The organism is Arenimonas sp., assembly GCF_047602345.1.
In the GTDB taxonomy this organism is placed as follows: domain Bacteria; phylum Pseudomonadota; class Gammaproteobacteria; order Xanthomonadales; family Xanthomonadaceae; genus Arenimonas.
The window spans coordinates 923,162-946,293 of the sequence record NZ_JASGHN010000006.1; the positions used below are offsets into that span (position 1 = coordinate 923,162).

General features: G+C 64.5%; 19 protein-coding genes and 1 tRNA gene. 5 read left to right on the forward strand and 15 right to left on the reverse strand.

Features of this window, described 5'->3' with window-relative positions; all coding sequences use genetic code 11:
* The 10 genes from QM707_RS08845 to rplM all read right to left on the reverse strand — a co-directional run bounded on the left by QM707_RS08845 (position 1) and on the right by rplM (position 14,318).
* A complete protein-coding gene (locus tag QM707_RS08845) occupies positions 1-591 on the reverse strand; it encodes a hypothetical protein (protein ID WP_415001483.1) in 591 nt (196 codons plus the stop codon).
* Positions 592-651: 60 nt separating this feature from the next.
* Positions 652-1,086 (reverse strand): EF-hand domain-containing protein, encoded by a 435-nt coding sequence (locus QM707_RS08850; RefSeq protein ID WP_415001484.1) that lies wholly within the window; start codon positions 1,084-1,086, stop codon positions 652-654.
* Positions 1,083-2,303, reverse strand: a complete 1,221-nt coding sequence (locus QM707_RS08855; RefSeq protein ID WP_415001485.1) for a TIGR03032 family protein — start codon at positions 2,301-2,303, stop codon at positions 1,083-1,085. Before QM707_RS08855 ends, QM707_RS08850 begins: the two co-directional genes overlap by 4 nt.
* A gap of 166 nt (positions 2,304-2,469) precedes the next feature.
* Positions 2,470-9,570 carry an autotransporter outer membrane beta-barrel domain-containing protein gene (locus tag QM707_RS08860; RefSeq protein ID WP_415001486.1) on the reverse strand — a complete coding sequence of 2,367 codons (7,101 nt, stop codon included), beginning with the start codon at positions 9,568-9,570 and terminating at the stop codon, positions 2,470-2,472.
* A gap of 291 nt (positions 9,571-9,861) precedes the next feature.
* Entirely contained in the window at positions 9,862-11,028 is a 1,167-nt protein-coding gene (locus QM707_RS08865; RefSeq protein ID WP_415001487.1) for a hypothetical protein, read from the reverse strand.
* 36 nt (positions 11,029-11,064) lie between these two features.
* Positions 11,065-11,973: a class I SAM-dependent methyltransferase gene (locus QM707_RS08870; RefSeq protein WP_415001488.1), complete on the reverse strand. Its 909-nt coding sequence runs from the start codon at positions 11,971-11,973 to the stop codon at positions 11,065-11,067.
* A 103-nt stretch (positions 11,974-12,076) separates the two neighbouring features.
* Positions 12,077-13,252 carry a hypothetical protein gene (locus QM707_RS08875; protein WP_415001489.1) on the reverse strand — a complete coding sequence of 392 codons (1,176 nt, stop codon included), beginning with the start codon at positions 13,250-13,252 and terminating at the stop codon, positions 12,077-12,079.
* Positions 13,253-13,392: 140 nt separating this feature from the next.
* Positions 13,393-13,467: transfer RNA gene (locus QM707_RS08880), tRNA-Gln, on the reverse strand.
* A 12-nt stretch (positions 13,468-13,479) separates the two neighbouring features.
* Positions 13,480-13,872, reverse strand: a complete 393-nt coding sequence (rpsI, locus tag QM707_RS08885) for a 30S ribosomal protein S9 (protein ID WP_415001490.1) — start codon at positions 13,870-13,872, stop codon at positions 13,480-13,482.
* Positions 13,873-13,883: 11 nt separating this feature from the next.
* Positions 13,884-14,318: a 50S ribosomal protein L13 gene (rplM, locus tag QM707_RS08890; protein WP_415001491.1), complete on the reverse strand. Its 435-nt coding sequence runs from the start codon at positions 14,316-14,318 to the stop codon at positions 13,884-13,886.
* A gap of 101 nt (positions 14,319-14,419) precedes the next feature.
* On the opposite strand from rplM, the gene QM707_RS08895 reads away from it, so the two are divergent.
* Positions 14,420-15,568 carry a (Fe-S)-binding protein gene (locus QM707_RS08895; protein ID WP_415001492.1) on the forward strand — a complete coding sequence of 383 codons (1,149 nt, stop codon included), beginning with the start codon at positions 14,420-14,422 and terminating at the stop codon, positions 15,566-15,568.
* A complete protein-coding gene (coq7, locus tag QM707_RS08900; RefSeq protein WP_415001493.1) occupies positions 15,565-16,209 on the forward strand; it encodes a 2-polyprenyl-3-methyl-6-methoxy-1,4-benzoquinone monooxygenase in 645 nt (214 codons plus the stop codon). The genes QM707_RS08895 and coq7 overlap by 4 nt, the downstream gene beginning before the upstream one ends.
* Before the next feature lie 77 nt (positions 16,210-16,286).
* Here coq7 and speD read toward each other — a convergent pair whose 3' ends face one another.
* Positions 16,287-17,081, reverse strand: coding sequence for an adenosylmethionine decarboxylase (gene speD, locus QM707_RS08905; protein WP_415001494.1), 795 nt, complete (start codon positions 17,079-17,081; stop codon positions 16,287-16,289).
* A gap of 167 nt (positions 17,082-17,248) precedes the next feature.
* Between speD and crp the strand changes: the two genes are divergently transcribed.
* Genes crp through QM707_RS08920 form a run of 3 tightly spaced genes read left to right on the forward strand, consistent with a single transcriptional unit; the run spans position 17,249 to position 20,305 of the window.
* A complete protein-coding gene (gene crp, locus QM707_RS08910) occupies positions 17,249-17,944 on the forward strand; it encodes a cAMP-activated global transcriptional regulator CRP (RefSeq protein ID WP_415001495.1) in 696 nt (231 codons plus the stop codon).
* A 10-nt stretch (positions 17,945-17,954) separates the two neighbouring features.
* A complete protein-coding gene (locus QM707_RS08915) occupies positions 17,955-18,419 on the forward strand; it encodes a GNAT family N-acetyltransferase (protein ID WP_415001496.1) in 465 nt (154 codons plus the stop codon).
* A 5-nt stretch (positions 18,420-18,424) separates the two neighbouring features.
* Positions 18,425-20,305, forward strand: coding sequence for a CHASE4 domain-containing protein (locus QM707_RS08920; RefSeq protein WP_415001497.1), 1,881 nt, complete (start codon positions 18,425-18,427; stop codon positions 20,303-20,305).
* Between the two features lies 1 nt (position 20,306).
* Here the strand turns inward: QM707_RS08920 and trpC are convergent, their stop codons facing one another.
* The 4 genes from trpC to QM707_RS08940 are packed head-to-tail and all read right to left on the reverse strand — an operon-like array spanning position 20,307 to position 23,116.
* A complete protein-coding gene (gene trpC / locus QM707_RS08925; protein WP_415001498.1) occupies positions 20,307-21,095 on the reverse strand; it encodes an indole-3-glycerol phosphate synthase TrpC in 789 nt (262 codons plus the stop codon).
* Entirely contained in the window at positions 21,092-21,451 is a 360-nt protein-coding gene (locus QM707_RS08930; RefSeq protein ID WP_415001499.1) for an antibiotic biosynthesis monooxygenase family protein, read from the reverse strand. Before QM707_RS08930 ends, trpC begins: the two co-directional genes overlap by 4 nt.
* A 23-nt stretch (positions 21,452-21,474) precedes the next feature.
* Positions 21,475-22,533, reverse strand: a complete 1,059-nt coding sequence (gene trpD, locus QM707_RS08935) for an anthranilate phosphoribosyltransferase (protein WP_415001500.1) — start codon at positions 22,531-22,533, stop codon at positions 21,475-21,477.
* Between the two features lie 4 nt (positions 22,534-22,537).
* The gene (locus QM707_RS08940; protein WP_415001501.1) at positions 22,538-23,116 is read right to left on the reverse strand and encodes an anthranilate synthase component II; all 579 of its coding nucleotides are present in this window, start codon (positions 23,114-23,116) and stop codon (positions 22,538-22,540) included.
* Positions 23,117-23,132: the final 16 nt, after the last annotated feature.

Genomic DNA, 23,132 nt, shown 5'->3' on the forward strand with positions numbered 1-23,132 from the left:
TCAAGCGCGCTGACGGCCCCTGCCTCGGCCGCCCTGGGGACCGCCCGGGCCGCGCTGCTGCTGTCCGCCGCCGCGCACGGCCTGACGGCGCACCGGCATCGGCGCACCGAGCTTGGCATCGTCGAAATAACTGACGCGCAGGTGCAGACCCTTCGGCGAATAGCCGATGAAAGTGGTGCCGCCCGCTTCCGGCCAAACGGCCTCGTTGCGGTGTGCGGCCAGCCCCTTGTTCTCGAGCTCGATCAGGATGCCCAGGCAGATCGGCTTGGGCAGCGACTTGGTGTGTTCCTGCAACGCGATCTTGGACTTCTCCAGGAAGGGAGCAGCCAGCTGCTTGCCGCGGTAGTCGGCCGCGATGAAGTTGCGGTAGTAGAACATGGGCTGGCGCAGACGCGGGATCACGCGCGGGTGCGCGGTGCTCACGCCGACGATCTTGCCGCCATCTTCCCGGACGATGCAGACGACCTGCTTGGAGCGCAGAGCGGCCTGCTTCTTGTCGGCGATGGCCTTGTTGTCAATCCAAAAATCCACGAGTTCGGCTTCGAGCTCGGGCGTGATGTTCTTCCAGACCGCAGTGAATTCAAACGACACAAACACTCTCCCCAACGTGGTTGCCGGCCGGCGATGCGATCGCCGGCCGGATCTTAGCGATTACTTGGCCGCCTGCGGCCGGTTCTTCATCATCGTCTCGATCAGGCTGATGTATTCCTTGAAATCGAGCTTCTGGTCGGCGTTGGCATCGTAGGCCGACAGCATCGGTGCCGACTTGCCCGCCTGCTTGATGATCGGAAGGTTGGCGAACTCGGTGGCCTCGATGAAGCCGCTCTTGTTCGTGTCGTGGGCGCGGAACTGGCCCTGCAGGCGCACGACTGCATTCGCCTGCATCACGTTGCCCCAACCTGCCTTGAACTCGTCCAGCGACAGCGACTTGTTCTTGTCCTTGTCCCAGGCGTTGAACATGTCTTCCGGCGAAGCGGCACGACGGACCGGCTCCGCAGCCGGCTTGTTCTGCGCCGCGACCATCTGCGACCCGGCGATCAGCATCGCCGCAACGCAGGCCATCTGCATCTTCTTGTTCTTGATCATGAGGCTACCGTCTCCGTCTTCATGTCGGTTTCAAACGTGATCAGATCCCTGATCTCCGGAGTACGCAAGCCGACCATCATCGGGTTGCGCACCTGCGGCAGGAAGCTGATGTCGAAAATTTCGGTGATATCGCCCTCGAAACGGATCCAGTTCAACACGTCGCCGTTGTTCAGGTTCACGATCTGAACGCCGCACCACGGCTCCACGTCGCGCTTGGTCAGTGATTCATCGAGCTGCAGACCCTCGAAACGCTTGTTGCGGGGCTTGGACAGGCCGACGGCGGCAATGTTCCCGACGATGGACAAACCACGCAGGAAGCCCGGGAAGAAGGCCAGCGGCACGAACTTCTTGGTCTCGAAGTTCACCCAGCCGAGCTCGCCGGTGCCGGCGTTCAACACCCAGAGCTTGCCGTTCGCCCAACGCGGCGAGTGCGGCATCGAGAGGCCTTCGCAGACGATCTCGTTGGTGTCCATGTCGATGACCACGCCACCGTCCTGGCGACGGTCGCGCCAGCCGTCGACGGCATCGCTCTTGCACACGGCGGTAACGTACTTCGGCATGCCGTCGACCATGGCGAGACCATTGAGGTGACAGCGGTCTTCGGGCGCCAGCTTGCTGATGAACTCCGGCTTCCAGATCGCCTTGAAGCTGTGCGTCTGGCTCAGTTCGGAGATGCAGGAGTACTTGGTGTTGACGAAGACGACTTTGCCGTTCTTGCAAATGCCGAGTTCGTGGATGTCGAGGTCGCCGATGGTCTGCGCGTTGCGCGGAACGTAGCACTTGTCGAACTGGCCATGGATGACCTCGTTCGGCCGCAGCACGTTCTCGAAGCGCCACAGCTGGTACAGGCCACCCAGGTACATGCGCTGGGCGTTGCCGACGATGCCCATGGCACGTTCGAAAATGCGCTCGAAGAACGAGACGCGTCCCTGCTTGTCGCTGCCGACCAGGTACACGCGACCGGTCTGGTACGAGGTGATGGCGAGCGAGATGCGATTGCTGGCCAACCAGCCGGCCAAGCCGCGCGAGCAGCTCTTCTCGACCTTCAGCTTGGTGATATCGACCGGCGGCTTCTTGGCATCGGCACCGGGGATCGGTGCGGGCGCCGGCGTGGGAACTGAGACATCCGCGGTGACAGGCTCCAGGCCCTTGTCCATCTGCGACTTGTCGCTGACCTCCTGAATCTCCTCTTGGGAGGAGCCTTTCTTATTCGTCACGTAGTTCTCCGGATTCAATGTGCTGCGCGGGGTCCGTATTTTGACCACATTTCCGCGCCCTTGTGTAGCGCCGCAGAGCGGCAATTGCGGGCGATGCACAAAACAAACCCGGCGGATTGCTCCGCCGGGTCGTTGGAACCCGCACCCTTGCGGGTGCGGGACTGACTCAGTTCTGCACGTTCAGCTCGGTACGACGGTTCTTCTCGCTCTTGCAGCCCGGGAAGTCGTCGCCCAGCTGTTCCAGCGGACGGCTTTCGCCGTAACCGTTCGGGCCCGACAGGCGGCCTGCGTCGACGCCGTGACCCGTCAGGTACTCGTACACGGCCTTGGCGCGACGATCCGACAGACCCTGGTTGTAGCCGTCGGTACCGCACTCGTCGGTGTGGCCGGCGACTTCAACGCGCAACTCCGGATACTTGTTCAGGATCGACACGGCCTCGTCGAGGATCGCGATCGAGTCCGGACGCAGCGCATCCTTGTCGAAGTCGAAGTTCACGCCGCGCAGGTCGATCGTCAGCGGCACCGGGCAACCATCCGGACCCACCGCCTGGCCGGCGGTCGAGTTCGGGCAGGTGTCGTTGCAGTTGTTGACGCCGTCGCCGTCGTCGTCGAGGTCAGCGCAGGTCTTGGCCGGCGGCGGAGCCACCGGCGCCGGGGCCGGCGCAGCCTTGCCGAAGGTGTAGCGGATGCCGAGCTGGCCACCGAAGCTGTTGTTGATGGCGCCGCCGTCCTGCCAGTTCAGGCCGCCGAAGATGGCCAGGTTGCCGCCGATGTCGGCATTGACGCCGAGCTCGAGCAGTGCGCTGGTGCCCTCGGTGTTCGTCGAACCGAAGAAGTCGCCGTTGATGTCGTAGAAGTTCTCGCCATCGAACTCACGCACCGCGCTCAGGGTCGCGTGCGGGGTCCACACCGTGTTGCCCGAGGTGAAGGACTTGCGCAGCGCCACACCCAAGCGAGCCCGCGAGGAATCGCCACCGTGCAGGCTCATCACCGCGCCCGGCGCCGCGACCGTATCGATCTCGTCGACGTTCACGCGGGTGTACTGGAACTGCGGCTCGACCTTCAGGCCGTTCGCCATCGTGAAGGCATAGCCCATCTCGATGTTGAAGGCTTCGGCGCTGCCGTCGACCTCACGCTCACCCAGGCTCGAGTGCATCGTGGCGTCGAAATCCATCCAGCGGTAGGACGCGTCGACATAGAAGCCGGTCGGCGAGATCCAGGTGCCGTACACGCCCCAGGTGTCGCCATCCATGCTGGCATGGCCCGCGCCCGGGCTGGTCAGGTCGAGGTCGCCGTCGGTCTTGGCCAGCAGCAGGCCCAGGCGGAACTCGTCGGTCACGCCGAAGTCCACGCCGACCTCCGCACCCGAGATCTTCTGGTCGTAGTTGAAGTTGCCGCCGTTGCCGAAGTTGAAGGCATCGTGGCCCGGGTTGATCTCGCCCTTGTCGCGGAACACGCGGGCCCACAGCGTGACCGAGGACTTCTCGGTCGAGCTGATCACGCCCTCGCGCTGGCGCCAGGTGCCGATCTGGGTGTTCATCATGGCCTGGGCGCCGCCGGCGACCGCCGCCGCGATCGTGCCCGGGTCGTTCAGACCGGTGACCTCAATGCCCAGGTAGTGCACGTCCGGCGAGGTGTTGGCCGCGTTGATGTGCGCGAACAGGCCGAAGTCCAGGTTCAGGAAGCTGTTGTCCGGATCGTAGTCGATGTCGCCCAGCACGAAGTTGCTGTCGACCGACACGCCCGTCACTTCCACCACCGGGATCTCGGTGAACTGCTGCACCGGCACCAGCGGGCCGCCCAGGTCCACGTTCACCGTCTGCACGGTGCCCGTGACCACGCTGCCGTCGATGTAGAGCATGTCGCTGAGCTCGTTGATGATGCTCACGTCGACATTGATCTCACCCTCGCCGGCGAAGTCGCCGATGATCGTCAGCGTGTCGTTCGGCGCGCCGTCCTGGAAGTCGATCGTGCCGTAGTTGTAGAACGGCAGCGGGTTCAGCGACGGGATCGCCGCCTGCGGACCGCCCATGTCGATCAGGTTGTCGCCGGACACGTTGATCAGGCCGTAGTTGTAGAACGAGTTGCCGTCCGACGTGAACGTGCCCAGGTCGATCGACGCGTTCGTCATGTTGATGACGCCGCCCGTCCAGTTCAGGATCTCGTCGTCGCCGCCGCCCAGGTACGAATAACCGATCGCGTTCCACGAGCCTTCGTTGTAGAAGAAGCCGTAGCCGTCGCCGGTCACGACCGCACCGTTGATGGTGCCGTAGTTCAGGATCTCGGTGTAGGCGTCGCCGGCGTAGATGGCGATGCTCTGCGCATCATTGCCGCCTTCGGCCGTGATCGTGCCGTCGTTGAAGACGTAGTTGCCGGTGTAGCCATTGATCCAGACGCCGTAAGCGTAGCCGTCCGAAGTGGCCGTGATGTCGCCCTCGTTGTCCGCCACGGCATAGCCGCCGTTGGAGATGACCGCCAAGCCGTAGGCATAAGCGAAGTCACCGTTGGCCTCGGCCGAAATGTCGCCCGAGTTGAAGGCGTCGACGCTGGTGTAGGACTCGACCACCGCACCGACCGCAACCGCTTCGTAGCCCGTGGCTTCGGCCGAGATGGCGCCTTCGTTGTAGAAGATGGCGTCGTAGGCGTCGACCGCCACACCGACCGCGAGAGCGTCGTAGCCGCTCGCCTCGGCGCTGATGTCGCTGTCCGTGCTGGACACGAAGCCGGCGTACTTGCCGGTCACGTAGACGCCATAGGCAGTCGCCTGACCCACGCCATCATCCGCCGTCGCCGAAGCGCTGACCGTGCCTTCGTTGTAAACCGAGGACTGGAAGGCGTTCGAGACGATACCCGCCGCGACCGCGATGTAGGTCGCCGAAGCGTCGGCCGTGACGCTGGCGCCGTAGTAGTTGCCCACGAAGGAGTACAGGCCGCCGATAGAGCCCACGCCGTACGCAGCGGCCGTGTAGACGCCGCTCGCCGTCGCGGAGACGTCGCCGTAGTTCTGCGCGCGCACCGTGTACGAATCGAGCAGAGCGCCGATGGCTTCGGCATTGTCGCCGCCGATCGCGGTAGCACCGACGTAGCCGCCGAAGTTTTCGAACTCGACATGGCCGACGTAGTTGTAGTTCACCAGCTCGACGCCGGTGGCACCGTCTTCGGCCGTCGCCGTCACGTTGCCGGCGTTCTCGAAGTAGATGTTGCTGGTGCCGTCGACGCCAACCGTCGCCGAGATGCCGGTGGCATAAGCAACGCTCTCGAAACCATCGCCGCTGGTGGCGCTGGCGCTGATGTTGCCGATGTTGAGGATCTCGATGACGTCGTTGTAACCGGAGTAGCCGTAGATCTGGACGCCGAAGGCATCGGCGCGACCGTAAGCGGTTCCGTAGCCGACATCGGCCGTCGCCGTGATGTCGCCGCCGTTGCCGACGTAGATGTCGCCATAAGCAGGCACCGCGATGTTGACGCCGACCGCGTAGGCGGCCGTGTCGTAACCGTAGGCCACCGTGCTGGCCGCCGCGGAGATGCTGGCCTCGCTGTAGTTGATGACGTCGACGCCGTAGATGGCGACCGTCGTGTTCACGTACACGCCCGTGGCCTGCGCCGAGTACTGGGTCGTGCTGGCTTCGGCCGAAATGTCGCCGGCATTGGCGACATCGACATAGCCGTTCTGCAGGCCGTAGATGTTCACGCCGACGGCGCTGGTGTAACCGAGCAGCGAACCGTAGGTGGTGTCGGCGCTGGCGGTGATCGAGCCGGTGTTCATCACATCCACGGCGAAGCCGAGGTAGTTGGTGATATCGACGCCGACCGCGCTGTTGCTGTAGTAGACGTGGTCGCTTTCCGAACTGGCGCTGATGTCGCCACCGTTGAACACGCCCACGCTGCCGTAGACCGTATAGGCCTCGACACCGATCGAATTGCCGGCGAGCAGGCTGTACGAGTACGACTCGGCCGCGATCGAACCTTCGTTGTAGACGATCACGTCGCCGAAGACCGTCTCGGCATGCACGCCGACCGACGAACCGCCGTAGACATTGCCGGGGCCGGCATAGGCGCTGATCGTGCCCGTGCCGAGGTTGGCGACGGTGATGTCACCGAGGTAGGACTGGCTATAAACACCGGCCGACAGGTAGTAGCCGTCGACATCGATACTGCCCGAGTTGACGACGAGCGTGTCGTAACCCGAGTAGGACAGGACGCCGGCCGAGACCCAGTCGGAGTCGACCGTGATGCTGCCTTCGTTGTAGACGGTCACATAACCGTAGGCAGCCTGCGCGCTGATGCCGACAGCATTGTCGAGCCCGCCGCTGACAGTCACCGTGCCGCTGTTGCTGACGAAAGCTTCGCCGCCGACGTAGTACTTGGCGTTGGCGGAGATACCGGTCGCGCCGTATTCGGCGGTCGCGGTGATGTTGCCCGAGTTGATGACGGTGGCGTCGCCGTATTTGGACGTAGCCGCCGCACCCGTGGCGCTGCCGCCAGCGTAGTACGAGATCGCGGTGATGTCGCCGGCGTTCTGGATCGCAGCATCAACGCCCACGCCGTACTTCGTGTACGTGTAAACGCCGACCGCACTGCTGTAGTCCGAGGTCGCGGTGATGTCGCTGTCGCCGCCCGTCACGACGATGGAGTCGCCGTACTTGCTGTGCGAGTAGACGCCCTGGGCGAAGCCATAGGCGTCCGCCGTGATCGTACCGTTGTTCGAGACAATCGAATCGTAGTTGAACGAATACGACGTCACGCCCACCGCAGAACCGTAGGCGCTGGTGGCCTCGACGCTGCCGGTGTTGTAGACAAACGAATTGCCGAGGTAGCCGTAGGAGTCGATGCCGACCGCCGAACCGTACGCATTAGCCGTGATCGAGCCGCCTTCGTTGTAGATGGCGGAGGTACCGTACGCAACGGACGAAACACCGGTCGCGGTTCCGTAAGCGCTGGTCGCTTCGATCGACCCATACGCGCCATTGTTCACGAACGAATTGCCGTAGCCCGCGTAGGCATCGACGCCGACCGCGCTGGACCCGTAGTAGCCGGTGCCGTTATTGGTGGCCGTGATGGAGCCGACGTTGCCGACGTAGACGGACCCGTTCACCGCCTGGGCAGAGACGCCGACCGCGTAGGAGCCGTTGTAGCTGTAGTAGGCGCCAACGGTCGCGTCAACGGAGCCTTCGTTATAGACGCTGACGCTGCCGTAGATGGATGTCGCGGAAATGCCGGTCGCGTACTGCTCGGTCGCCGAATAGCCGCTGGTCGAAGCCGAAATCGCGCCGCTGTTGGTGACTACCGCGTTGCCGAACACGCCCAGAGCTTCAATGCCGACAGCTTCGGTGGCGTAGTTGGTGTAGTTCGGGCCCTCGGCAATGACCGTGATGTCGCCCTGGCTGTAAACGCCAGCGCCGTACTGGCCCTGAGCGACGATGCCGTAGGAACCGTACTTGGCCGTCGAGTCGATGGTGGCATCGGCGCCCGTGCTGACGATAGCCGTACCCGCGTACGCAGTGGCGAAGACGCCAGCCGCGTAATACTTGCCATCAGCCGAGACGCTGCCGTTGACGCTGACCGAGGTGCCGTAGTTGCTGACGGCCTGGACGCCGATCGCCGTGTCGTAGTAGGACTCGACCGTCAGGCTGCCGTCGACGCCAACCGTGGCGGTGTCGTAGGCAATGGCAAAAATGCCGGTGGCCGGGCCGTTATAGGCGTACACGTCCATCACGCCGCCGTTGTAGACGTAGACGTCGTCGGTGTCGGAGTAGGCAATGATGCCGTAGGCGATGCCGCCGGCATCCACGTTGATGGTGCCGTCGTTGCTAACGTAAACGCTGCCGGCGCCCAGCGCCGCAGCATAGACGCCCTGGGCGTTGCCGCCCGCCGTGACGTTCAGGACGTTGGCAGCGCCGAACACGACGTTGACGTCGTTGGGGCCGTACAGGATGGACGGCGGCTGGCTACCGCCTTCGCTGTAGTACTCGGAGATGGCACTGACGCCGGTGGCGTTGCCGCCTTCCGAATACGGCAGGGCCGTCGTCGGACCGGAGCCGTCGCCGGTGGCGGTGACGTTGATGGTGCCGTTGCTGTAGACGTAAACGCTGCCGCCGCTCACCGCGGTGATGCCGGCGGCCGTGCCGCCGACCGCATAGTCGACGACGTCGATGCTGCCGGTGTTGTTGACGTTGGCGCTATAGCCGCCAGAGGCCACGATGCCGACGGAGTAACCGTAGCCATAGGCACCGATGCTGCCGGAGTTCTCGACCGAAGCGGACTCTCCACCGACCGCAGCCACGCCAATCGCGTATTTGTCCTCGGACACGACGTTGATGCTGCCACCGGCGTTGTCGATGGATACGTTGTCGTCGGCAATGGCGTAAACACCAATGCCCACGTCATAGGCCTCGACATCGATCGAGCCGGTGTTGGTGACGCTGGCGTCGTAGAAAGTGGCGTTCGCGATCACGCCGATCGCGGTGCCGCCCTGCGCCGTGACCTCGATGTTGCCGTTGTTCGTCACGCCGACGTATTCGCCTTGCGCGACGACGCCGTAAGCGTTGCCGCCGAACGAACCGACGGTGATGTCGCCGTCGTTGGTGACGCCGGCGTACTTGAAGTAGCCGGTCGCGTAGGAAACGACGCCCGTGGCGTCGCCGTTGTACGAGCCGACGAAGATTTCACCGTCGACGGAATTGGTGACGTTGGTGTACTTGCCAGTGGCGTAGATGCCAGTGGCGTCGTAGCTGGTGCCGGCATCGGCACCGGCGATGATCGTGCCGTCGTTATTGACGTTAGCGCCATAATAGGCGTCGACGAACACCGTGGTGACGTCCGCGCCGACCGCAGTGGAATCGATGATGCCGGAGTTGTTGACCGTACCGTCGCCGTTGTAGGCATTGACTTCGATGCCGTTCGCGTCGTCGACGCTGATGCTACCGTAGTTCGTGACGGTGACATCGCCGTTCCAGGAGGCATACACGCCGTCGTTGCCGACGGGCGTCGTGATGACGACGCTGTCGTCCAGGATCAGGGTGAGGTCGATGACGCCGGGGAATTCGTCGCCCGCATTCACGGTATCCGCGAAGATGCCGGCGCAGGTGGTTTCGGTGACGCCGGTCGGCAAGCAGGTGCCGGCGAAGGTAACGCCACTTCCGGCGAGGGCCAGCATGGTGGCCGAGGTCGCCAAGGCGAGTCGGATGGCGCGGGTAGCGGGTGCGACCTTGATGGTCTTGGCCTTGCGAGTCTTGGTCAGACCGCCTTTCGTGGTGTTTCCGTTCATTAAAAACCCCTTTCTAGTCAACAGTTTATGTTGCGCTTGGTTTGCCGCGCGGGGGCGCGACTACCCATCCTGAGTAATTACCCCAACCATATTTTTAACACTGGCCTCTGAATACCGCAATCCTGTTCGGGAACTAAATTTTGTGAATGAGGTCTCGCTCGGCACGGGCAAGGCGTCACAGATATCCGGCACAACGGGCAAAACCCGGCGGATAGGCCATTAGTCACCCCCCTTCCCTGCGGGCTTAACGCGCATCGCCCCTCCCGGTTGACCGGCCCGCCACAGGGAGCCTCAAACCAGGCAGATGGCGGCGTGGTACTTGCCGCCGGCCGAACGCGGGATCTCAGCATGGCTTTCGAAGGCGATGACGGCCCCGGCACCGAATTCCCCGGCAAACCTTTCCCTCACCCGGTCCAGGAAGGGCTGGACCTCGGCCCCGCGCCGCGGCACGTATCGGACGATGAAACGGTCCAGGGCCTCCTGCACCACCTGGAACTGGCCGATCTCCGGCGAGTCCCGGAACATCGGCGACAGGTGCGTGAAGATGACGGGCCGACCGGTCGGATCCTTCAACACGCCGCGCACCTTGCCGATGATGTTGGTCATGGCCGGCAGGTCGCTCTGGCCGCAGTCGCAGGTGGTCGGCGCGGCGAGGTCGCCGAGCGCGTAGCGAATCAGGGTCGAACGGCGGTTGAAGTAATCGGTGACCACCACCTGGCCGGGTTCGCCATCGCGACAGGGACGCCCCTCGGCGTCGAGGAATTCCAGGCCCAGCTTATGCGCCATGATGTGGTAGTTCTGACGGCGATACGGGCAACGGATCGCGATCAGACCGGTTTCCACCGAACTGTAGGTGCAATGCGGGTCGGCATTCGGAAAGGCCTGGGCGATCAGTTCGTCGTGATAGGGCTCGTAAACCTCGGACAGGCAGCTGACGCGCCGCATGAAGGACATGTCGATGCCGTTCTCGATGATGTGCTTGCACAGCATCTCGATATTGGTCGGATAGGTGACCAGCGAGCAGGCGCCTGCTTCGACCTGCCGCTTGAGAATGAACTCGATCTGTTCGGGAATCGGCGTGGCCACATCGATCGTCGACGCGTCCTTCTTGTGCGCTACCGTGGAAACGATTTTCATGTTCGGCAACGGGCCGCCCATCATCCTCACGAGGTAGGCCGAATCTTGTTTGTCCAGGCGTTCTCGCGGCGGCGCCCACGAGATCTCGACCGGCGTCGACGTCGAGCCCGACGTCCGCCCGGTGACTGGCGATCCATTGAGCAGCAGGTCGTTGTCGGCTTGGATGACGGCACGCGTCAGAATCGGGAAAGGCTGCGACGGATCCGGCGCATGCTTGATGTAGAACGGATGGTTCGCCCTCGCCCAGTGGGCGATGATGCTGAAGCGGCGTTTCGCGTAGGGCCGGTGCTGGAACGATTCGGGGATATGCAGGTCGGTCATTCGTGATGGGCGTGGAGGGGCTAGGTAACGATCCGGCTATCGCGACGATCGGCCGGGGCGACGCGCAAGTATCCGCCATCGGCAGGATTCGGCGTTCGAGGGCGCGCCGGACAGGTCCATGCGACGGCGCTCGGCCGAAGGCGGCGCCAACTCCTCCAGCTCGAAACCGGCCTCGACGAACAATCGCTCCAGCGACTGCGCCGATGCGATCAGGTGGGTATGGTGGTGGATGCCGTAGGCTTCGGCCAGCGCGCGAGCAGACACGGCGTCGACGCCGATCGTCGCTCCCCGCTCCATTGCACGAGCCTCGGCCGCGTCGGCCAGCTTCCTCGTGTCCTCGGGCGGGAAGCGCGTGATCTCTTCGCTCTCGCCCGGACGCACCCGCTGTGCCGTTATGACGCAACCCGCCGGATTGAGCAGGTCGAGCCAGCGCGCTGCCAGCCGTTGCCGGTCTGCGGCCGGAAAGAAGGTCAGGAACGAGTGCGTGCAGATGATGTCGTAGCGAGCGGAAGGCGCGTAGTCCAGGATATTGGTCTGCACGACATCGATTTCGATCCCGCAGCGCCGCGCATGCAGCAGGCTGTGCTCAAGTGGCGTACGGCAACGATCGAGCACGGTGATGCGCAGGTCGCGGCGATCGCCCAGGCAACTGCTGACGCGGGCGAGCATGCCGGCGTCGGCCGCGCCCGAGACCAGGATGCTGCGCGCGCCGTCGGCGATCTCCGCGGCGATGGCGCGCAACAGGAAGTCGTCGTCCGAGCCGGGGCTGTTGACGGCGCCGAGCGCGCGCAATACGGGCCAGCTGGCGTGATACCAGCGGCATTCGAGCTCATCGCGATTGCAGTAGCGCTCGGCCAGATCGCGCGCCACCCGGGCGGCGGCGTCCAGGTCTTCGCGCAACTCGGGCAGCGCAGCGCCCGCCGATTCGGCCGGGTTCCGATTCATCGCGCTGCTCGACGCCAATCTTCCATCCGCAAAGGATGGACGAAACCAGGTCGGTTTGGAATCGCGCGCGCCCGGCGCATCCAGCGCAGGCCAGGCTCGCCTTTCAATCCTGCAGGCGACAGATCGCGACGAGGAACTTGCCCCCGGGGCCGCGCGGAATGTGCTCCATCGTTTCGTAGGCGATGCGGATACCCTGGCCGAACTCCGCTTCGAACTTGGCCTGGATGCGCGCCTTGAAGGGAGCCAGATCGGCGCCCGCGCGCGGAACGCAACGGACGGTGAAACGATCGAGGCTCTCCTGCACCACCTGGTACTGACCGATCTCGGGCGAATCGCGGAACGTCGGCGAGAAGTAGGTGAAGATGATCCGGCGACCCTCGCGCGTGCGGAACACGCCCTGCACCTTGCCCACGATGTTCGTGATCGCCGGCAGGGGAATCCGTCCGCAATCGCATTTGACGGGGGCCGCCAGATCGCCCTGGGCGTAACGAATCAGCGTGGACCAGCGGTTGCGATAGTCGGTGACGACCACTCGCCCCAGTTCGCCGGGCGCGCAGGGCCTGTCGTCTTCGTCCAGGATCTCGACGCCCAGCTTGTCGGCCATGACATGGTAGTTGTCGGGTCGGTGCGGGCAACGGGCGGCGATCAGGCCGACTTCGACCGAACTATAGGTGACGTTCGCGTAGGCGTTCGGGAAGGCCTGGCCGATCAGCCGGTCATGCTCCGGCTCGAACACTTCCGACAGGCAGGTCACGCGCCGGACGAAAGAGAAGTCCAGGTCCTGCGCGATGATGTGGCGACAAAGCAGTTCCAGGTTCGTCGGATAGGTGACGATCGAACTCGTTCCGTCGATGGCATGACGTTCGCGGATGAACTCGAGCTGCTCTTCCACCGGCCGGCTGATGTCGAAGGTGCGTTCGCTTGGTGCGTGCACCTGGGTCGATACGATGCGCAGCACCGGCATGGATCCGCCGAGCCAACCCAGCATGCGCGCAGCGTCGAGCTTTTCCCGTCGCGCGCGTTGCGGCGACCAGGACACGCGCACCGGCGTGGACGTGGCGCCTGAAGTCCGCTCGGTCTCCGGATGTCCGTTGAGCAGCAGCTCGTTGTCGGCCTGCACCACCGCTCGCGTCAGCACCGGGAACACTAGCGAAGGATCGGGCGCATGCTTGCGATAGAAGGGGTGTTCGATCGCCGCCCAACGGGCGATGGCTTCGTATTGCCCGCGTGCGAAGGGACGGTCGACGTACCACTCGGGAATCGCGATCTGAAAAGTCATCGGCCGCACTCTGGAATGCGGCCATCATCGGCGGCGACCGCAGCAACGGCAATACGAATTGCTGGTCGGAAAACAAGAAACCCGCCATGAAGGCGGGTTTCCTGCAGCTGCCGGTTCCAAACAAGCGACCGGCTTTGAGTTGGCAGCCCCGGATGGATTCGAACCACCGAATGCCTGAGTCAGAGTCAGGTGCCTTACCGCTTGGCGACGGGGCTGTATTTCTTCGATTAGCGCTTCGAGAACTGGGTGGCGCGGCGAGCCTTGTGCAGGCCGACCTTCTTGCGCTCGACTTCGCGGGCGTCGCGGGTCATGAAGCCGGCCTTGCGCAGCTCGGACTTCAGCGACTCGTTGTACTCGACCAGGCTACGGGCGATGCCGAGGCGGATGGCGCCGGCCTGGCCGGTGATGCCGCCGCCTTCGACCGTCACGGAGACGTCGAACTTGTCGGTGGTCTTGGTCAGCTCGAGCGGCTGGCGCACGATCATGCGCGAGGTCTCGCGACCGAAGAACTCGTCCAGCGGACGGCCGTTGACCGTGATCTTGCCGCTACCGGCGCGCAGGAACACGCGGGCGGTGGAGGACTTGCGACGGCCGGTGCCGTAATTCTGCTGCAGTGCCATGGATGCTTACCTTAGAAGTCCAGCGCCTGCGGCTGCTGGGCGGTGTGCGGGTGGTTCGGGCCGGCGTAGACCTTGAGCTTCTTGAACATCGCGCGACCGAGCGGGTTCTTGGGCAGCATGCCCTTCACGCCGGTTTCGATGACGCGTTCCGGATGGGCGTTCAGGGCCTGACCGAGGGATTCGGACTTCATGTTGCCGATGTAACCGGTGAACCGGTAATACATCTTGTCCTGCAGCTTGTTGCCGGTGACGGCGATCTTCTCGGCGTTGATCACGACGAGGTAATCACCGGTGTCCACGTGCGGGGTGAAAACGGGCTTGTGCTTACCGCGCAAACGGCGCGCGAGTTCCGAGCACAGACGACCCAGAGTCTTGCCGCTGGCGTCGACGACGTACCAGTCCTGCTTGACGGTCTCCGGCTTGGCGCTGACGGTCATGGTCTTCATGACGGCTCCAAAGGAAATGCAAAGTGAAAGAAGCGGAATGATAGCTGCTGGCGCTACCACGGCGCAAGTCCTTCAAAACCCGCATGTTAGGATCGCCAGGCATGCCCGCCCCGCCCTCCCGCGACGCGATGTCCTTGCCGGCGCTGGCCGACCGCTGTGTCCAGTGTGGCCTGTGCCTGCCCCATTGCCCCACCTACCGCCTGGATGCCAGCGAGGCCGAGTCCCCGCGGGGTCGGATCGCCTACGCCAAAGCCGTTTCCACCGGGCAACTCGCGCCCACGCCAGTCGGCGACCGCCACCTGGACCACTGCCTGGGTTGCCTGCGCTGCGAGCAGGTTTGTCCGGCCGGCGTCGAATACGGAAGCCTGCTCAATCTCGCCCGAGCCGAGCACGCATCCCGCCGCCCCCGACCCATCGTTCAGCGTCTCCGCTTGGGCCTGTTGGCCCGGCCGTTCTGGCTGACACGACTGCTTGGCCTCTACCGCCTGGCCTACGGCTGGCTGCCAACCACCTGGCGAAGCCTGCCCCGGCCGCCCGAGCCGCTGGCGCGCTCGCCGCTTCTGCCGCCCACCCATCCGGAAGCTGGCAGCGGACTCGCCGTCTTTTCCGGCTGCGTCGCCAGCGTCTACGAGACGAACGTGCGCGCCGCGCTGGAACTCTGCCTCGGCTCGCTGGGTATGCGCTCCGTGCCGACTAGCGCTCAGGGATGCTGCGGAACTGCCTCCCTCCATGCCGGCGATACCGCGATGGCGGAACGCCTGGCCGATAGCAACCGCCGTGCGTTCGCCAGGGTTGAGACCGTGATCTGCCTGGCCACCGGCTGTCGCGACGTCCTCGGCCGCAACCTGGCCGGGACCAGCACCGTCCTGGACGCGTTGGCATTCCTGCATCGGTGCGGCGAAACCCTCCGTTTTCGTAGCGCTGGAGGCCGGCGCGTGGCCTTGCACCTGCCCTGCAGCCAACGTTCCGATCCCGACTCGCTGATAGCGACACGCGCCCTGCTGGCACGCATCCCCGACCTGGATGTGCAGGAGCTCCCCGACACCGGCTGCTGCGGCGCGGCCGGACTGCACATGCTGGAGGAACGCGAGCGCGCCGAGCGCCTGCGCGCGCCCCTGATCGAGGCAATGCAACGCAACGACGGCCGTGAACTGCTTTCCGCCAACATCGGTTGCCGCCTGCATCTTGCGAACGGCACTACAATGCCGGTACGACACCCGATCGAATTCCTCGCCGAACACCTGGCATGAGCCATCTTCGCCAACTCTCTACGCTGGATCGCCTCATCGTCGAAGCGCAGCGCGCACTGACCACGACCGCCGGACGCTCGCTCGCCGAACGCCGGAACCCCGCGGAGAGCGAGGTCGAGAACGCCATGGATGCCGCATCGCAGCGTCACGCCGCAGGCCTGATGCGGATAAACCATACCGGCGAGGTTTGCGCCCAGGCGCTCTACGTCGGCCAGGCGACCGTCGCCCGCGACGAAGCCACGCGCTCGCAGTTGCTGGCCGCCGCTCAGGAAGAGACCGATCATCTGGCCTGGTGCGCACAACGCCTCGAGGAGCTGCACAGCCGACCCAGCCTGCTGAATCCCCTGTGGTACGCCGGCAGCTACGCCATCGGTTTCGCGGCAGGACTGCGCGGCGATGGCTGGAACCTCGGCTTCGTCGTCGAGACCGAACGCCAGGTCGAGGCGCATCTGGAGGAACATCTCCAGACCTTGCCGTCCGAAGACCGGCGCAGTCGCGCCATCCTCGAAACCATGAAGGCCGACGAGGCCCGCCATGCCGACGATGCCGAACAGGCCGGCGCCCGCGTGCTGCCTCCGCCGATTCCGCGAATCATGGCGCTCGCCTCGTCGATCATGAAAACCGTGGCCTATCGCGTCTAGGCGCGCGCGAAGCGGCGTCTCCGAAAAAGAAAAGCCCCGCCGAAGCGGGGCTTTCTCGTTGCCGGCAACGGCGCGGCTCAATCGATCAGATTGCGGCCGTGGAAGAGCTCCTCGATCTCGCGCTTGAGCTGCATCTCGATGCGCTGGCGATCCTTGAAGCTGAGGTTCTTCGCCTTTTCCTCGAACAGGTAGGTATCGAGGTCGAAATCCTTCAGGTGCATCTTCGTGTGGAACAGGTTTTCCTGGTACACGTTGACGTCCATCATCTCGTAGGTCTGCTTGATCGACTTCGACAAGAAATCCTGGATCGAGTTGATGCGATGGTCGATGTAGTGCTTCTTGCCCTTGATGTCGCGGGTAAAGCCGCGCACGCGGTAGTCCATCACCACGATGTCGGAGTCGAAGCTCTCGATCAGGTAGTTCAGGGCCTTCAGCGGCGAGATGACGCCGCAGGTCGCCACGTCGATGTCGGCGCGGAAGGTCGCGATGCCGTTGTGCGGATGCGTTTCCGGGTACGTGTGAACCGTGATGTGCGACTTGTCGAGGTGCGCCACGACGGCATCGGAAATCAGCTCCTTGCCGGCCGCCTTCTTGTCGATCACCGGCTCCTCGGAAATGAGGATGGTCACGGAGGCGCCCTGCGGGTCGTAATCCTGGCGCGCGACATTGAGGATGTTGGCGCCGATGATGTGCGCGACCTCGCTGAGGATCTGCGTCAGGCGCTCGGCATTGAACATCTCGTCGATGTATTCGATGTAACGACGGCGCTGTTCTTCCGAGACGGCATAGCAGACGTCGTAGATGTTGAAGCTCAGGGCCTTGGTGAGGTTGTTGAAGCCCTGGAGTCGCAGGCGCGGCAGTGGCTTGACCACGGCGTGATTCCTCGCACGGGGGAACGGATCGGGCGCGCATTATCGGGCAAACGTCCCCCGGGGACCACCTCGGGGGCGGAAAGAGGCGTTCGCGCCTCGACAGGGAGATTGCTGCCAGCCCGGTCACGCCCTAAGCTTGCGCCAACGCACACTTTCACGGGCTTGCCATGGCGCCGCACCGGACTACCCTCAGCGAGGTCACGCCCCGCGCCCTGCCGAGCAACCCGCTGGCGCTGGACAATGTCTCGCTGAACCATTTCCTGGACCATTGCCACCGGCGCAAGCATCCGGCCCGCAGCGACATCTTCCGGCCGGGCGACGAAGCCAGCTCCCTTTACTATGTGGTCAGCGGCTCGCTAAGCGTCATCAGCGAGGAGTCGGACGGCCGCGAACTGGTCCTGGGATACATCAATGCCGGCGATTTCATCGGCGAAATGGGCCTGTACATCAAGTCCGAGAAGCGTTCGGTGCTGCTGCGAACCCGCACCGCCTGCGACCTGGCCGAGCTCAGCTACGAACGCCTTTACCAGTTGTTCGCCGGCCCGCTGTCGAGCGAATGCCCGAAGATCCTGTACGCCATCGGCGGCCAGCTCTCCAAGCGCCTGCTCGAAACCAGCCGCAAAGCCAGCCGCCTCGCCTTCCTGGATGTGACCGGGCGTATCAGCCGCACCCTCCTGGATCTCTGCCAGGAACCCGATGCCCTCAGTCATCCGCAGGGAACCCAGATCCGGGTCTCGCGCCAGGAACTGGCCCGCATCGTCGGCTGCTCGCGCGAGATGGCCGGCCGGGTGCTGAAGCAGCTCCAGCTCGACGGCAAGCTGCACGCACGCGGCAAGACGGTCGTGGTGTACGGCACTCGCTGAACCAACGGCCATGGCGAGCCTAGGACAGCCGTCGCCCCTTTCGCTGATGGTGCGGCCGGCGCAGGACGGCGACGCCATCGAACTCGCCGTGCTGCTCACCACGCTCGGTTACCCCTGCACCGCCGAGGAAGCGGGCGAGCGTTTGCATGCCCTGCGCCTGGATCCCGACCAGCAGTTGCTGGTGGCCGACTCGCACGGCGAACTGCTCGGCATGCTGGCCTACGACCTGATGTACTACCTGCCCCTGGGCGTGACGACCTGCCGCATCACCGCGTTGTCCGTGCGGGAACACGCGCAAGGACAAGGCATCGGCCGGCAGCTGCTGCGTGAAGTCGAAGGCCGGGCACGACAGTCGGGCGCCGCGCGCATCGAATTGACGTCCGCCGTTCATCGCGAGGAGGCGCATGCGTTCTATCGCGCTTGCGGCTACGCCGAACAGGGTTTGCGTTTCCTGAAACGCCTCGGGGACGCCTGACGCCCATGGCGAGCCTACGCCGCCGGACGCTGCTGGTCGTCGCTGCGCTGATGCTCGCCGTCGTGGCGATCGTGATGGCCGTGCAGCACGTGCGCGTCTATCCAAGCTTCCTTGCCCTTGAGCAGGAACAGGCCAGGCGCAACGCCGAAATGGTCATCGAACTGACCGACAGCGAACTCGAGGCCTTGGCCAGTCAGCCCGCCGACTGGGGTTTCTGGGACGAAACCTATCGCTTCATGACGGGCGAGAATCCCGACTTCGAACCGGAAAACCTGACGATCAACGGACAGCTGAGCCTGGGCGTGGACGTGCTGGCGTTCTACGACACGCGCGGCAGGAAGATCTGGGCGCGCGCGCTGGATCTCGAAACGGGCAAGCCTTACGAACTGGCGCAGTTCACCGGCGCCGGCATCTCGCCGCAACATCCATTGCTCGCTCGCAGCGACGAAAACAAGATCCACGTCGGCCTCGTCGACACCGATCGCGGCCCGATGATGATCGCGGCGGCCCCGGTGCTCACCTCGGACTACACCGGTCCGAGACGCGGCACGGTATTCATGGGCCGCTATTTCGACGCTGCGCGCATCCGCCAGATCGCCCGCCAGACCGGGTTGGGCGTCGAGTTGGAGCCACATCGCGGCATCGCCGTCGCTCCACCGAAAATCGACCCGGACAGTCTGCGCGTCATCCATTCGCCCTTCGTGCAGCGCATCGACCCGCAGTACGTGCACTTGAAGACGGTGCTGTTCACCCTGGATGGGCAACCCAGCCTCGATCTTTCCATTTCCACCCCGCGCGACATCAGTGCGCGCGGCGGCAGCTCGCTACGCTCGTCCATCGTGACGATCGCGATCGCCGGCGTGGTGGTCGCCGGCCTGCTGGCCTGGCTTCTGAACGCCGACGTACTGCAGCCTCTCGTGCGCATCACGCGCCATGCGCAACGCATCACCGGCGAAGACAACCGCGACGCGCGCCTGGGCCTGCGCCGCGAGGACGAGATCGGCCAGCTCGCGGCGGAATTCGACCTGATGCTCGATCGCTTGCAGGAAACGCGCCAGCGCCTGTTCAACGAAAGCTACCGGGCCGGCGCCAACGAAATGGCCGGCGGCGTCATCCAGGACTTGCGACGCCTGCTCGAGCCGCTGAAGGAGCACATCGACCAGCCGCTGAAGCTGCTCGACCGGACGCACACGTCGGGCATGCAACTGCTGTTGCAGGAATTGCACACGCAAGGCGCGTCGCATCACCGGCAGGTGGAGATCGCGCAGCTGCTGCAGCGCGAAATCGACGAGCAGGCCGACCTGCTGGCGGAAGCGCGCGGCGAGCTGCGCGGCATCCGCAAGAACCTCGAACGCCTGCAAGGCATCGTCACCGAATACTCGCGTTATGTCGGCAGCAGCGGCGCGCAGGAGCCGGTTCTGGTGGCGGAGCTGCTGGAACACGCCCTGCGCAAGCTCAGCCATACGCAGCGCCAGGTGCTGTCGGTGGACGTGGACGATTCCGTCTACCGGGCGCCGCCCGTGCAGGCCGTCCGTGAAGTGTTGCAACAGGTCGTCAACGTGCTGGTCGAGTTCGGCGCGCAGGGGCGATCCTCCGAAACGGATGGGCATGTGCACCTGCGCATCAGCGCGCACAACGAGTTCCGCGACGGCCGGTCCTTCCTTTGCCTGTGTTTCGACGATAACCGCAGCGACGCGGCCGAAGCTTCGCGCAATCTTTTCGACCGCGACCGGGCCGCGGGCGAGAACGAAAGTGGATTGAACATTGCCTGGGCCGAAAACGCGGTGACCTCGATGGGCGGCCGCCTGCTGGCGGAGTCCGCACCGTCGTTCCAGGGATTGCAGCTGCAGCTCTACCTGCCGCGGGCCAAACCAGGCAGCAACTGATTCAGCCGAACAGGCGCGCCAGTTCGGTGCCGGGATTCTCGGCGCGCATGAACGCTTCGCCGACCAGGAACGCATGCACGTCGGCGGCACGCATGCGGGCGACATCGCCAGGGCTATGGATGCCGCTCTCGGTGACCAGTAGACGGTCGGCCGGCACCGCCGCCCGCATGGACAAGGTCGTCTCCAGCGACACCTCGAAACTGCGCAGGCTGCGGTTGTTGATGCCGATCAGCGGCGAGCCCACCTGCAGCGCGCGCTCGAGTTCGTCGATGTCGTGCACCTCCAGCAACGCATCCATGCCGAGGTCCATGGCCAGGTTCGCCAACTGCGCCAGCATCTCATCGTCCAGCGCTGCGACGATCAACAGGATGCAGTCCGCACCGAGTACGCGGGCTTCGTACACCTGCCAGGGGTCGATGACGAAATCCTTGCGCAACACCGGCAAGGCGCAGGCGGCGCGTGCCTGCCGCAGGTAGTCGTCGCTGCCCTGGAAGAAATCGACGTCGGTGAGCACGGACAGGCAAGTTGCGCCGCCGATCTCATAGCTGCGGGCGATCTCGGACGGACGGAAATCGGCGCGGATCACACCTTTGCTCGGGCTCGCCTTCTTGACCTCGGCGATGACGGCAGCCCGTCCTTGCCGGATCTTCCGCGCCAAGGCATCCGCGAACCCGCGCGCCGAGGGCAGATCCTCGCAACGCGAAGCCAGTTCCTGCAATGGCAGGCGAGCCGAACGATCGCGAACTTCTTCGCGTTTTCGGGCCAGGATGGCGTCGAGGATGTCGCTCACGCCGCACCCGCCTCGCGTTCGGTACGGGGGCCCGCGTACGCGCGCTCGACCCGGGCGACGCGTAGTTCGAAGTGCTCGTACCACTCGGTGCGCCCACGGCGGCGAGCTTCCGCATGTTCGGCGTCGCGCTTCCAGTTCCGGATCGATTCCTCGTCGCGCCAGTAGCTGACCGTAATGCCGAAGCCGTCCTGTCCTCGAACGCTTTCCACCCCGAGATATCCCGGCTGCTGTGCGGCAAGCTCCATCATGCGTTCCGCCGTTCCTCCGTAGCCGGCATCCGCGCCATGGCGAAGCGACGAGAAGATCACGGCGTAATAAGGCGGCTCGGGCGTCGCCGCGAATTTTCCAGCACTCATGGGCTCTCCTGACAAATGGGGCATCAGACGGTGCGCTTCGCGCGCGCTCGTTCGGCGAGGCGGCGCTGCGTCGCCGCTACGTAGGCATCGACCCGGTCGCGGGCCGAACCGTCGGCGACCATGGAACGGGCGCGTTCGATGCCGTCCGCCATCGTGTCGGCCACGCCCGCGGCATACAGCGCTGCGCCGGCGTTGAACAGAACGATGTCGCGCGCCGCATCGTCGCGCCCCTCCAGCGCCGCCAGCAGCATCCGCTTCGATTCGGCAGGCCCTTGTACGCGCAAACGCTCGGTCTCGGTCCGTTGGAAGCCGAAGTCTTCGGGAACGACTTCGTACTCGCGTATGCCGCCGTCGCGCAATTCTGCGACCAGCGTCGGACCGGAGAGCGTGATCTCGTCCAAACCGTCGCGTCCATGCACGACCAGCGCATGTTCGGCGCCGAGGCGCTGCAGCACACGGGCCTGGATGCCGACCAGATCGGGATGGAAAACGCCCATCAGTATGTTTGGCGCACCAGCGGGGTTGGTAAGCGGGCCGAGGATGTTGAAGATCGTGCGCACGCCCAGTTCGCGCCGCACCGGTGCGACGTTCTTCATCGCCGGATGATGGATCGGCGCAAACATGAAGCCGAAACCGGTCTCCGCCATGCAACGGGCGACCTCGTCGGGCTGCAGCTCGATCGCCGCCCCCAAGGCCTCCAGGACATCGGCACTGCCGGAACTCGAGCTCACCGAACGGTTGCCGTGCTTGGCGACCTGGGCGCCAGCCGCCGAAGCGACGAACATCGCGGCGGTGGAAATGTTGAAGGTGTGCGCGCCGTCGCCGCCGGTGCCGACGATGTCCACCATATTCCTGCGATCGGGCAGGTCGACGCGGGCCGAGAACTCTCGCATCGCCGTTGCTGCGCCGGCGATCTCGTCGATGGTTTCCTTCTTGACGCGCAAACCAGTCAACAGCGCAGCGGTCAGCGCCGGCGATACTTCGCCGCGCATGACCTGGCGCATCAGCTCGACCATCTCGTCGAAGAATATCTCGCGATGGACGATGACGCGTTGCAAGGCTTCCTGTGGCGTGATGGGCATGGGATCAGGCACGCAGGAAATTGCGCAGCAGGTCGTGGCCGTGCTGCGTGAGGATGGATTCGGGGTGGAACTGCAGCCCTTCGACCGACAGCTCGCGATGACGCAGGCCCATGATCTCGTCGAAACCGCCGTCGGCGCCTTCGGTCCAGGCGGTGACTTCCAGGCAGTCGGGCAACGAGTCCTTCTCCACCACCAGCGAGTGATAGCGCGTCGCCTCGAACGGATCGGGGATGCCGGCAAATGCCCCGACGCCTTTGTGGCGGACCATCGAGGTCTTGCCGTGCATGATCGTCCTGGCCCGCACGACCTTGCCGCCGAAAGCCTGGCCGATCGACTGATGGCCGAGGCAGACACCGAGAATAGGGACGCGGCCGGCCAAGCGCGAGAGCACCTCCAGCGATACGCCCGCTTCGTTCGGCGTGCACGGGCCAGGCGAAATGACGATGCGCGACGGCTCCAGCGCGGCGATCTGCTCGACCGTCATCGCATCGTTACGCACGACCTTCACCTCCTGCCCCAACTCGCCGAAATACTGCACGAGGTTGTAGGTGAAGCTGTCGTAGTTGTCGATCATCAGCAACATGGATGCACTCGATTCC

Coding starts and splice junctions, on each gene's coding strand:
- QM707_RS08865 (WP_415001487.1), bottom strand. CDS start 11,028: ATGACCGACCTGCATATCCCCGAATCGTTCCAGCACCGGCCCTACGCG.
- rplM (WP_415001491.1), bottom strand. CDS start 14,318: ATGAAGACCATGACCGTCAGCGCCAAGCCGGAGACCGTCAAGCAGGAC.
- QM707_RS08870 (WP_415001488.1), bottom strand. CDS start 11,973: ATGAATCGGAACCCGGCCGAATCGGCGGGCGCTGCGCTGCCCGAGTTG.
- QM707_RS08875 (WP_415001489.1), bottom strand. CDS start 13,252: ATGACTTTTCAGATCGCGATTCCCGAGTGGTACGTCGACCGTCCCTTC.
- trpD (WP_415001500.1), bottom strand. CDS start 22,533: ATGCCCATCACGCCACAGGAAGCCTTGCAACGCGTCATCGTCCATCGC.
- rpsI (WP_415001490.1), bottom strand. CDS start 13,872: ATGGCACTGCAGCAGAATTACGGCACCGGCCGTCGCAAGTCCTCCACC.
- QM707_RS08915 (WP_415001496.1), top strand. CDS start 17,955: ATGGCGAGCCTAGGACAGCCGTCGCCCCTTTCGCTGATGGTGCGGCCG.
- QM707_RS08940 (WP_415001501.1), bottom strand. CDS start 23,116: ATGTTGCTGATGATCGACAACTACGACAGCTTCACCTACAACCTCGTG.
- crp (WP_415001495.1), top strand. CDS start 17,249: ATGGCGCCGCACCGGACTACCCTCAGCGAGGTCACGCCCCGCGCCCTG.
- QM707_RS08930 (WP_415001499.1), bottom strand. CDS start 21,451: ATGAGTGCTGGAAAATTCGCGGCGACGCCCGAGCCGCCTTATTACGCC.
- QM707_RS08860 (WP_415001486.1), bottom strand. CDS start 9,570: ATGAACGGAAACACCACGAAAGGCGGTCTGACCAAGACTCGCAAGGCC.
- coq7 (WP_415001493.1), top strand. CDS start 15,565: ATGAGCCATCTTCGCCAACTCTCTACGCTGGATCGCCTCATCGTCGAA.
- QM707_RS08920 (WP_415001497.1), top strand. CDS start 18,425: ATGGCGAGCCTACGCCGCCGGACGCTGCTGGTCGTCGCTGCGCTGATG.
- QM707_RS08895 (WP_415001492.1), top strand. CDS start 14,420: ATGCCCGCCCCGCCCTCCCGCGACGCGATGTCCTTGCCGGCGCTGGCC.
- QM707_RS08850 (WP_415001484.1), bottom strand. CDS start 1,086: ATGATCAAGAACAAGAAGATGCAGATGGCCTGCGTTGCGGCGATGCTG.